Origin of the sequence: Prevotella sp. P4-51, assembly GCF_002251455.1 — a bacterium.
Classification (GTDB): domain Bacteria; phylum Bacteroidota; class Bacteroidia; order Bacteroidales; family Bacteroidaceae; genus Prevotella.
In genome coordinates this window covers 19,687-30,441 of record NZ_NPJM01000034.1, presented here as the reverse complement: position 1 = coordinate 30,441, position 10,755 = coordinate 19,687, and the positions used below count along the sequence as shown (strand labels likewise).

The 10,755-nt window shown below is 47.8% G+C and carries 10 protein-coding genes; 5 read left to right on the top strand and 5 right to left on the bottom strand.

What is annotated here, in order from left to right:
* Nucleotides 1–122 precede the first annotated feature (122 nt).
* The 4 genes from CIK94_RS04145 to CIK94_RS04130 all read right to left on the bottom strand — a co-directional run bounded on the left by CIK94_RS04145 (nucleotide 123) and on the right by CIK94_RS04130 (nucleotide 3,793).
* A complete protein-coding gene (locus CIK94_RS04145) occupies nucleotides 123–788 on the bottom strand; it encodes a hypothetical protein (RefSeq protein WP_094421460.1) in 666 nt (221 codons plus the stop codon).
* Between the two features lie 88 nt (nucleotides 789–876).
* The gene (locus CIK94_RS04140) at nucleotides 877–1,737 is read right to left on the bottom strand and encodes an N-acetylmuramoyl-L-alanine amidase-like domain-containing protein (RefSeq protein WP_094421458.1); all 861 of its coding nucleotides are present in this window, start codon (nucleotides 1,735–1,737) and stop codon (nucleotides 877–879) included.
* A complete protein-coding gene (locus tag CIK94_RS04135; RefSeq protein WP_094421456.1) occupies nucleotides 1,734–2,804 on the bottom strand; it encodes a DUF4421 domain-containing protein in 1,071 nt (356 codons plus the stop codon). The genes CIK94_RS04140 and CIK94_RS04135 overlap by 4 nt, the downstream gene beginning before the upstream one ends.
* A gap of 5 nt (nucleotides 2,805–2,809) precedes the next feature.
* The gene (locus CIK94_RS04130) at nucleotides 2,810–3,793 is read right to left on the bottom strand and encodes a Gfo/Idh/MocA family protein (protein WP_094387001.1); all 984 of its coding nucleotides are present in this window, start codon (nucleotides 3,791–3,793) and stop codon (nucleotides 2,810–2,812) included.
* A 99-nt stretch (nucleotides 3,794–3,892) separates the two neighbouring features.
* Between CIK94_RS04130 and yihA the strand changes: the two genes are divergently transcribed.
* From yihA to CIK94_RS04105, 5 genes are read left to right on the top strand one after another with little or no spacing between them, the layout of a single operon-like run.
* Complete coding sequence (gene yihA, locus CIK94_RS04125) at nucleotides 3,893–4,501, top strand: ribosome biogenesis GTP-binding protein YihA/YsxC (protein WP_094421453.1); 609 nt, start codon at nucleotides 3,893–3,895, stop codon at nucleotides 4,499–4,501.
* Between the two features lie 12 nt (nucleotides 4,502–4,513).
* Complete coding sequence (locus CIK94_RS04120; protein ID WP_094421451.1) at nucleotides 4,514–6,292, top strand: ABC-F family ATP-binding cassette domain-containing protein; 1,779 nt, start codon at nucleotides 4,514–4,516, stop codon at nucleotides 6,290–6,292.
* A gap of 16 nt (nucleotides 6,293–6,308) precedes the next feature.
* On the top strand, nucleotides 6,309–7,370 hold the full coding sequence (locus tag CIK94_RS04115; protein ID WP_094421463.1) for a M28 family metallopeptidase: 1,062 nt from the start codon (nucleotides 6,309–6,311) through the stop codon (nucleotides 7,368–7,370).
* A gap of 56 nt (nucleotides 7,371–7,426) precedes the next feature.
* Nucleotides 7,427–8,113, top strand: a complete 687-nt coding sequence (locus tag CIK94_RS04110) for a glycoside hydrolase family 25 protein (RefSeq protein ID WP_094388147.1) — start codon at nucleotides 7,427–7,429, stop codon at nucleotides 8,111–8,113.
* A gap of 25 nt (nucleotides 8,114–8,138) precedes the next feature.
* The gene (locus tag CIK94_RS04105; protein WP_094421449.1) at nucleotides 8,139–9,251 is read left to right on the top strand and encodes a zinc ribbon domain-containing protein; all 1,113 of its coding nucleotides are present in this window, start codon (nucleotides 8,139–8,141) and stop codon (nucleotides 9,249–9,251) included.
* Between the two features lie 287 nt (nucleotides 9,252–9,538).
* Here the strand turns inward: CIK94_RS04105 and CIK94_RS04100 are convergent, their stop codons facing one another.
* Entirely contained in the window at nucleotides 9,539–10,747 is a 1,209-nt protein-coding gene (locus CIK94_RS04100) for an ectonucleotide pyrophosphatase/phosphodiesterase (RefSeq protein WP_022309520.1), read from the bottom strand.
* Nucleotides 10,748–10,755 lie beyond the last annotated feature (8 nt).

Genomic DNA, 10,755 nt, shown 5'->3' with positions numbered 1-10,755 from the left:
GGTTCAAGATTATGTAACTTTGCCTGTGAAAGGCTCCTCTTATTTGTATGCAGATATGAAATCTGCACACAAATAAGAGGGAAAGAATAAAAAATCAGAGCCGTGACACAGTTCTGTTTACACTACCAAATTGAGGTAATTTCCATATTTATACGCAACATAGCACCGATAACTCTGAGGAGTTTAACCTTATCTTTGGTTGTGTTAGGCATGACAATCCATCGCTCATTGTCTATCTGTACTTGTCCGTTAAACATCTTTGATGTTGTTATAAGTGGTTTGCCACACCAAGTTAGTTCTTTTTGCTTGATTTTATCTATACCAATTTCCCTGATTACTTCAAGGAACGTATTTGTTATTGAATTATTGGCAAAACATTGCCCATCTGGTAATTTTACGAGTATTTCGCCTTTTGTTCTAGTGCGCTTTTCTTTGTTAGGGTTGTCTTGTGCTACAAAGTCTTCTCCCAACTCTATTTTTAATCCTAAAGACAATTGCTCATTTATAGCATTTAATTGCAGGAACTTTGTGTCCGAGTTTGATTGTGTGTTGAGATGCCAACCATTGCAAACAGGCTTCATCCATTCCTTGTATTTGGGATATATTTCTTTTGATAACAATGGCAGGTGGCATGACTGTAGTTTTATATTGGCTATAACATCATCGCCCAACTCTTGCATGGTTGCTATCATTGTATCGGTTGTACTTTTATAACAAAGGACTTTTCCATTGGGGAAGGTTACTCTTAAGAGTTTTCTCCTCGCTCTATCTCGTTTTACTTCTTCCATGTAGCTTTATATTAATGATACTTCAGTTTTTTTGTGCAGCATTGCAACGATTACTCGCAGAGGTTTTAGCTTTTCTTTAAGCAGCAAATCAATCAACTTTTATCCTTATCACTCTTATTCCGGTCTGTTTGGGATGCTTGCTCATATATACTGCGAGCGTCATAGGTTCTTCCACTACTTTGTGTCTTATTTGTGAGGCGTTGAGGAGATGTAGGCCGTCGGCGTGCCAAACAGCTATGCCTATGTGGGATGTGTCGAGTCCTTGTTTGGATGTGGTAATGGCCAGTATGTCGCCATCCTTTATGGTCTGGCGCATGAGCGTTGAGTTGTTTATTGATTTCTTCGGAATATAGGCCACAGTGCGTCCGGTCAGTTTTTGCTCCGTATCTCTGATTTCTTTTATGGCCTTTGGTTTGCCATGCAGCATAGGGTAGAGGTGGCTGTGGGTAGACATGAAATCAATGTTGAGTTGCTGGCGGCCGGTGAATGGTCGTCCTTTATGCGAAATCTCCTTAATCAGCCCCATCTCGGTGTTGTCGTCAATCCATGAAGTGAAATAATGCAGTCGTCGCGTGTAGCCTATTTTCCCTTGTTCGTAACGTATTGTTCTCAGCCAGCGGCAGTAATTTTCAAACCTGATGCTTTGTTCACGGGCACACAGCGTGAGCGCCATTACCGTCTCGACATATGTGGTGCAGTCGAGTTGGCGCAGGTTGACAACGAGCTGTTCGGATGGGTTCACCTCCAAGGTCTTGGCAACATAGGGAATGCCACGTAGTTGACGGGCAAAGTATATCATGAGATTTTTATCCTTGCCCAGGTGTCTCGCCTGCTTCAGCAGCGAAGTCACGCGTAGGCTGTCAGATGGCTTATAATCCACCTTCTTCTGTCCAATGGCATTGAGGCATAAGCCCCATATGACGACAGCGAGGAATATTGTATGTTTCATCGTCGGTCGAAGTTAAATCCTATATAAATGTTGACATTGCCAAAAGTATTATTGGTCGTTATCTGGCTTTTGTGATAATTATACGAATGGAATACAGCATTGGCTCCCACAAACCATTTGGTGTTGTTCCATACTATACCCATACGGCCAATTGCATCAATGTTGGTATTGTGCAGTGAAAGCTGTTTGAACCAAGGTTTGTCTTCATGGTTGTCGCCACGCGTGGTCTTGTATGAAAGCCCAATAGACAGGGAGGCGTCAATTAGCAGGTTGCGCACGGGCACCCAATTGTATGCGTATCCTCCAGAGATGGAGTAGTCGGTATAATCGATGTGGGGAGGCAGGTTGCGATTGGCATCAAGTCCGTTGGGCGCAGTATAGCCCGTATGTTGCTTGATAATGGCAGACAGTTTCATCCAGTCCATATTCAAGCCATGTCGCGTATAACCGATACCCGCCATAAACGAACCGGCCGAACGTCGCTGTACCGTGCTTTGACTGTAAGCAGCGGGATAAGAGAATTTGCGGTGGTTGAAGATATAATATAGGTTGAAGCCCTTGATGCTTGCTTCTATTCCATCAAATGGCAAATCCTTCAATCCCTCGGTATCATATTGTCGTCCTACATCAATTTCCTTGATTTTGTAGTTGTCTCCCGTGCGACGATAGAACAGGTCAACGCCTATCTGATTGGAATATAGACTCAGGTTGAAGTCTTGGTTGCGTCCGCTCTCTTTGATGTGGGCCACGTCGAGGGTATAGCCCAGGAATATCCATCTCCACCCGAAGTAAGGGCCGACCTTTATGCGCGGCTTGGGGGCAAAGACTACATTCATTCCGTCACTGCTGCTCAGGCGATATACCTCATAGGTGTTGGTGTTCTGAATCATTGCAGCAAAATTATATCGCTGCGGTTCCACATAGTTGGTATCTACACGGCTGAATTCTTTGACAAAGTCATACAGGACTCCTATCACACCCTTCTTTTGAGGTGGGATAGAGTCATCTGCCATAAGTGGTGAAGATGTGATGAGCAATATGATAATCAGATAGAGATGTCGGAGCATACAGCCTACATTTTTCCCAATATGCGATCCATCACCCAGTTGGTGGGAGTTGCGCTCACGCTGGTCGATGTGCAGATGTTCAGACCCTGCAGGTCTTCTATCACTTTGCGTATAATCGGTAGTTGCACGTAAGGAGGGTTCTTGACCTCTATCTCTGTCAAACCTTCTGAGGTTACCAGACGGATAGGTTTGTAGTTGAAGACAGAGAAAGACAGCATACCTTGTTCGCCGACTATCTCTATGCAGTCTTCTCTGGCACTTTGGTGGCCCACGAAGCACCATGACCCGCTGCCGACCAGTCCACTCTCAAAGCGGAAGCAAGCGCTTATGGTATCTTCTGCGGTATAGAGGTGGGCGCGGTTGGTGCAATAACCGTGGGCTTTGACGATAACGCCAAAGATGTCTTGCAATAAATCAAGTTGATGAGGGGCCAGGTCGTAGAAATAACCACCACCAGAGATGTCTGGCTGCAGGCGCCATGGCAGTTCGCGGGTGGAGTTATAGTCCAATTCTCGGGGAGGAGCGGAAAACCTTACCTGCACGTTGGTAATATTGCCAATGCGCCCTTCGCGTATGATTTCTTTGACGCGCTGGAAGTAAGGCAGGTAGCGGCGATAGTAGGCCACATAACAGGGCACTCCTGTCTGCTCGCTTATGCGGTTGATGCGTACGCAGTCGTCATAGCTTGCAGCCAATGGCTTTTCCACATATACCGGCTTGCCTGCACGCATCGCCATAATGGCAAAAGTGGCATGACTTGATGGTGGGGTGGCAATATATATGGCATTGATATCCGGGTCGTCTATCAATTCCTGGGCATCCGTGTACCATTTGCGTATATTGTGTCGCTCCGCATAGTTGCGCGCTTTCTGTTCGCTGCGGCTCATTACCGCTTCCACATGCGAACCTTCCACTTCGGCAAAGGCGGGACCAGACTTCTTCTCGGTAACCTCGCCGCAACCAATAAATCCCCAACTGATTTGTTTCATCTTGTTTGCTTTTTCAGAACATTTGATACAAAGTTACGGCAAAGCGGAGATATTACAAAAAAAAAGTCGTAATTTTGCATATATAATTAAAGCAACGATATGGAAATTAAGAATTCTCAGTTTGTTATTTCAGCGCCTACAGTCGAAAAATGTCCAAAAGACAACAAGCCCGAGTATGCTTTTATCGGTCGAAGCAATGTAGGTAAATCAAGCCTCATCAATATGCTTTGTAATCATAAGGGCCTGGCCAAGACCAGTGCCACCCCCGGCAAGACTCTTCTTATCAATCTGTTTCTTGTCAATCGTGAATGGTATCTTGTCGATCTCCCAGGATATGGTTATGCCAAGCGTTCTAAATCCGTGCAAGACCAACTGCAGCGTATGATTTCGAGTTACATACTCCAGCGTCAGCAGTTGGTCAATGTATTTGTACTCATAGATATTCGCCATGACCCGCAGAAGATAGACCGTGAGTTTATCGATTGGCTGGGCGTGAGCAGCGTTCCTTTCAGTATCGTTTTTACCAAGGCCGACAAACTCGGCCCCGTCAAGGCTCGTCAGAATGCAGAGCGCTGGATGGAAAGCCTCAGAGATACATGGGAAACGTTGCCTCCATATTTTATCACGAGCAGTGAGAAGAAGACCGGACGTCAGGAGGTGATAGACTATATTGGACAAATCAACGACTCGTTGGCTGCTGCTGATTAATACGTCGATACGATGGCAAGTCAGAATACTATTCTTGATGTACAGAACGTAAGCAAGCGTTTCGGCGCTCGTGAGCTTTTCGCCAATCTTTCGTTCAGCATAGCCGAGGGGCAGAAGGTAGGCCTCATTGCCCGCAACGGTACTGGCAAGTCTACGCTGCTGTCAATCCTTACTGGCAGAGAGAGCCAGGATGAAGGAGCTATTGTTTATCGCAATGGAATACGCACGGGGTATCTGGAGCAGGAACCTGTGTTTAATCCCGATGACACCGTGTTGGATGCCTGCTTCAACCATCAGGGCGATGATGAGAAGATAGTGAAGGCCAAGCAGATATTGACCCGGCTTAAAATCGCAGACCTCTCTCAGCCGATGGGGCAACTCAGTGGCGGACAGCGCAAGAGGGTGGCCCTTGCCAATGCGCTCATTACCGAGCCCGATTTCCTGATATTGGACGAGCCTACCAACCATTTGGACCTCGAGATGATAGAATGGCTGGAGGGTTTTCTCCAGCGAGGCAACAAGTCGATACTAATGGTTACCCATGACCGTTATTTTCTTGACCGTGTGTGTGATGTAATCCTCGAACTGGATGACCATACCATTTATACCTATCGTGGCAATTATGCCTATTATCTTGAGAAGCGTCAGGAGCGCATTGACAATCGTCGTGCCGAACAGGCTCGCGCCGCCAATCTGTATCGTACCGAATTGGAGTGGATGCGCCGTATGCCTCAGGCCCGTGGCCACAAAGCCAAGTATCGTGAGGACGCATTCTATGAACTCGAAGTCCGCGCCCATCAGCGTATTGAAGAGCGCCAGGTAAGACTCAAAGCATCCAATGTATATATAGGTTCTAAAATCTTCGAATGTCAGTATGTTTCCAAACGGTTTGGCAAGGATAAAGTTATACTCGACAATTTCTATTACAATTTCGCCCGTTTCGAGAAAATGGGCATTGTGGGCAACAATGGTACTGGAAAGTCTACCTTTATCAAGCTGCTGTTAGGATTGCAGCGGCCGGACGAGGGAAGGTTTGATATCGGCGAGACCGTCAAGTTCGGATATTATTCACAGGACGGCCTGCAGTTTGACGAGCAAGAGCGGGTCATCGACATTATCACCAAGCGTGCCGAGTATATCGACCTTGGTGGCGGGCGCCACCTCTCTGCTTCCCAGTTTTTGCAGCGCTTCCTCTTCACGCCCGAAGAGCAGTACGACTATGTGTATAAACTCAGTGGAGGACAGCGACGCAAACTGTATCTCTGTACTGTGCTGATGGAGAATCCCAATTTTCTTATTCTTGATGAGCCCACCAATGACCTGGACATACAGACCCTCCAAGTCCTGGAAGAGTATCTGCAGGATTTCCCCGGTTGCGTCATCGTCGTAAGCCATGACCGTTATTTTATGGATAAGGTCGTTGACCATATCCTTGTCTTTAAGGGCGAGGGTGTGATAGATGATTTCCCTGGCAACTATACACAGTATCGGCAGTATTCGGCCTTGCAGAGCAAAGAGGAAGCCAAGGTAGATGCCTCTGTCAAGGAGAAGAAGATTTATCGCAACGACAGCCGTCGCCGTATGTCGTATAAGGAGAAACGGGAGTTTGAGCAGCTCGAAAAGGATATCGCATCACTCGAACAACAACAGCACGAGATAGAAGAAGCACTCTGTAGCGGTACACTCAGCGTCGAAGAACTCACGGAGAAAAGCCGTTTGCTGCCCAAGCTCAAAGAAGAAATTGACGAGAAGAGCATGCGGTGGCTGGAGCTCAGTGAAATCGAAGGTTAAATGAATTATGATGATTATGCGTTACGTTAATTACACATTATATATCCTTTGGGCTACAGTGGCATTGCTCTATGCGCAACCTGCTGACGCCATCCGTCGCAACCCAAATACGGCTGCTGCCATCCATCTTGCCCAGCAGAAGAATATCGGTCTTCAGAGCATCACCGAAAATGCAGCTCGCGCCCATGTTGGTTTCTTGGCTCACGATTTAATGGAAGGTCGTCAGGCGGGGATGCGTGGGTCACAGTTGGCCCAGCAGTACATAGTCTCACACATGCGCCAATTGGGATTGCAGCCTTACGAGTCAGCCTCATTTCTGCAACCGTTCAACGCCGCCGCACGCCCTTCGCTACGTCGCAGTCCACGTTATTTTGTAGAGTCAGACTCCTTGGTTAATATAGCCAAAGGCCCTCATCATCTTCTCAGTTTGGCCAATGTGATAGCGTGTATCCCCGGCACTTCTACCGACGAAGTCGTAGTGGTAGGGGCGCATTTTGACCACGAGGGCCTTTCTCCCACATTGGTTGGAGACCAGATTTACAACGGAGCCGACGACAATGCCTCGGGTGTAAGTGCTGTGCTGCAGATTATGCAGGCTTTTGTCAAGAGCGGTGTCCGTCCACGCCGCACCATAGTCTTCGCCTTCTGGGACGGAGAGGAACTTGGGCTACTTGGCTCGCGTTATTTTGTGAACAGCCACAAAGATATCAGCCAGATTAAGGGTTATCTCAATTTTGATATGGTCGGCGGCAACAATCGCCCTGACGATTCTCAATATTTTGTGTACTTCTATACCGAAAGCCATCCTCGTATCGGTGAATGGCTTAAGGACGACATAGCCCACTGCCAGCTGGACCTGCATCCCAACTATAAACCGTGGGACAATCCTGTAGGAGGAAGCGACCAGAGTTCGTTTGCGCGTCACGCTATTCCTATCGTGTGGTATCATACTGATGCACAGCCGCATTACAATCAGCCTTCCGACGAAGCGTCAACCATCAATTACCCCAAACTCGCAGACATTACGCGCGCCTCGTTTCTGACGGCTTGGCATATGGTCAATGATGCGACGTGGTAACGAAAAAAGAGTAAGTTTGTTTTGTATTTTCTACATATTAAAGTAACTTTGCACCTATGAAGTGCATATATATATTCATATTATCAATATTTTGTACACTTGCCACACATGCCCAGACCGAATGTGAAGACACCTGCCAGCACATACATGGCATAGATATGAGCCACTATCAGGGAGATGTGTTTTGGGAGCAGATAGGAGACAATGCTAAGATGGCCTATGTCTATCTCAAGGCTACCGAAGGTGGTGACAATATTGACAGCAAGTATAAGCGTAACATAGAACTGGCTCATCAGAACGGCCTCAAGGTTGGTTCTTATCATTTCTATCGAGCCCGCATTCCCCAAGAGGTACAGTTGCGTAATTTTATGGCACAATGCAGGCCTGAAGACCAGGACCTGTTGCCCATGATAGACATCGAGACACGTAGTGGGTTGTCCGTGAAAGAGTTTACCGACTCGGTATTCAAGTTTCTCCAACTCGTAGAGGTGGCTTATCGTCAGAAGCCGTTAATCTATACCGGAGCCAACTTCTATGACCATCATTTCGCCGGCAAACTCAATGATTATAAGATTATGATTGCCCAATATACTCAGCGTGAGCCCATTTTGACCGATGGTCGCGACATCACCCTTTGGCAATACACGGCCAAAGGACGAATAAGAGGTGTCAATGGTCATGTGGACAAAAGTCGATTTATGGGTAATCACCGATTGCGAGAGATAAGATACCGACACCGATAACATAGATTAATAAACATATACGATTATGGCAATTATCAAATGTCCCGAGTGCGGTCGTGAGGTAAGCGACAAAGCGCCCGTGTGCCCGTCTTGCGGCGTTGAAATAGCAGGACATATCATCACTTGCCCCAAATGTGGCACAGTTTATTTCAATGACCAGTCCTGCTGTCCGACCTGTCACACTCCGACTCATCCAGAGACAGCGCAGGCACAACCCTCATATCAGGCAGAGCCCGTCACTTCGTCTTCTGCAGACGAGAAGCCAGCCAAGAAGAACACCAAGGTGATTATCTATTCATTCCTCTTTGCTATCGTCTTGGTTCTCGGAGGCATCTTTGTCTGGTATCAGGCACAGGGAGGTAAAGAAGAGGAAGCCTATACCTATGCCATGACAAGCGAAGACCCTGCCGTGCTGCAGAGTTATCTTACCACCTATACCAATGCGCCCGCAGAGCATCGTGACTCGGTGTCTGTGAGACTGGAGCGTCTGCAGCTGTCTGATGCAGAGTGGCGCGATGCCGTGGTAAGTGGCTCCAAAGAAGCAATGGAGGCTTATCTCAAAGCCCATCCAGGAAGTCTGCATCAGCAGGAGGCATTGCATCGGATAGACTCTATAGACTGGGCTATAGCCCAGCGCCTCAATACAGCGGAGGCTTATCAGGCTTATGCCGATGCGCATGCCAATGGCGAGCATATCGACGAGGCGACAGAGGCTATGAAGGATGCGCAGTCAAAGACCGTTATGCCCCAAGAGAAGGACGCCATAGTTACTCTTTTCCGCCATTTCTTTCAGAGCATCAACTCGAAGAATGAAGACGGCCTGAAGAGCACCGTTGCAGTCTTTATGGATTCCTTCTTAGGCAAGACCGATGCGTCGCCATCAGATGTGGTTACCTTTATGAAGAAGATTTATAAGGACGACATTACTAATATGAACTGGCGCTTGGGAAATGACTTCCAGATAGACAAGAAACCTTTGGACAATGACGAGTATGAGTACAGTGTGCAGTTCTCGGTATCTCAGGATATCACCCGTACTGATGCGAGCAAGGAGAAGCATGCCAAATATCTTATCAAGGCAAAGGTAGACGCTAACCATCTCATAAGTTCGTTCAACATGACCAAGGTACTGGAGTAAACCCAGTATGCAATCATGATAACCCAAATGTGCCATAGCCTGTTGCGGGCTATGGCACATTTGGGTTATCATATATCCATCATTCTTTGATTGCCGGCGCGACTGCCATTGCGTTCGCTGGTTCGTGCCTTTAGGCACGCGCCTTCGTGTCGTATGATGCGGGCTCACGTGTCAAATGGCGCATGACCACGTATCAAATGATACGAACTGCCCATGGCGGTCAGGAGAAATCAGAATAACGCTCAGAGAGGGAGCCGCATTGATTTGCAGGTTGTTTGGATGGCGATTTAGTTGTCTTTTATGATACTCTTGACATCGTCGATGCAGCCGTCATTTTCTGCCGGAGTGATGCCCAGTAGGTTGCATAGGAGTGTATAGACACTCACATTGCGGAAGGGCTTGACCTGGGCATGACGGATGTTAGGACCGATGGCTCTGAACATAGCCCACATATCAGTATAGGCTGGGTCGTAGCCATGCATGCCGCCAGAGTTAATCGGCTTGTCATATACCACCCACCCCAAATCGGGCACTGCCACCACATCGCCGATACATCCGTGTTCGGTATAGTGCAGATAGGCCGGGACCTGTTCTTTGCGCCATGCGCGCAGATGTGGCACTCCCTGCAGACGTTGGCAGATGGAGTCGACGGTTGCTTCGTGTTGCTGTACGTTGTCCCATGAGGCATAGATATTTACGGGAACGCTACCATAGGCTTTGTAGGGCAGATTGCCCAATAACGGGCGTAGTTCTATCTTGTGTGATTGGTCGACCCACGCCATGCCATGGTCGGAGAGCACTATGAAGTTGACCTGTTTTCCTATCGGCAGTTGGGTTATACGGCTATATAGGTTGCCCATCAGCGAGTCCATGCGCTCTACCGCCCGTCTGGTCTCGCGGCTATGAGGGCCATAGTTGTGTCCGCTCTTGTCGGGCTCGTTCATATATACCATGATGAGCTGTGGGCGCTTGTGCTTGCTCCGCTGCAGACACTCTATCACCTTGTTGCAGCGCTGTTCGAGGGTGAGGCGTGGCTTCTGGTCGTAGTCGAGATAGGTGTCGGGGTAACTATTGTGTATCTTTACATCAGAGCCTGCCCAATAGAATATGGCAGTACGCAGACCTTGGCGTTGGGCGGTCAGCCAGATGGGTTCGCCACCAAAGTATTTGGGGTCTTTCTTCATGATGCGGTTTGACAGGTTGAAGTCATATCCTGTCTCGCAGTCCATAAACTCGTTGGCAATGAGGCCATGATGCTCAGGCGTGAGACCTGTAGCCAATGAATAGTGGTTGGGAAATGTCTTGGAGGGAAAGCAGGGAATGAGCGAACTTGCCGTACCCTCATTGGCCATGCGGTCGAAGAAAGGAGTGTTGTACCATTGAGGGTAGTCCCATCGACATCCGTCAAGAGATATTACTACGGTGTAAGTTTCGCTTGTTGCAACAACTGCTATGGACCAACATAGCAGCATTATATTCAGAATGATTCTTCTCATATTTCTTA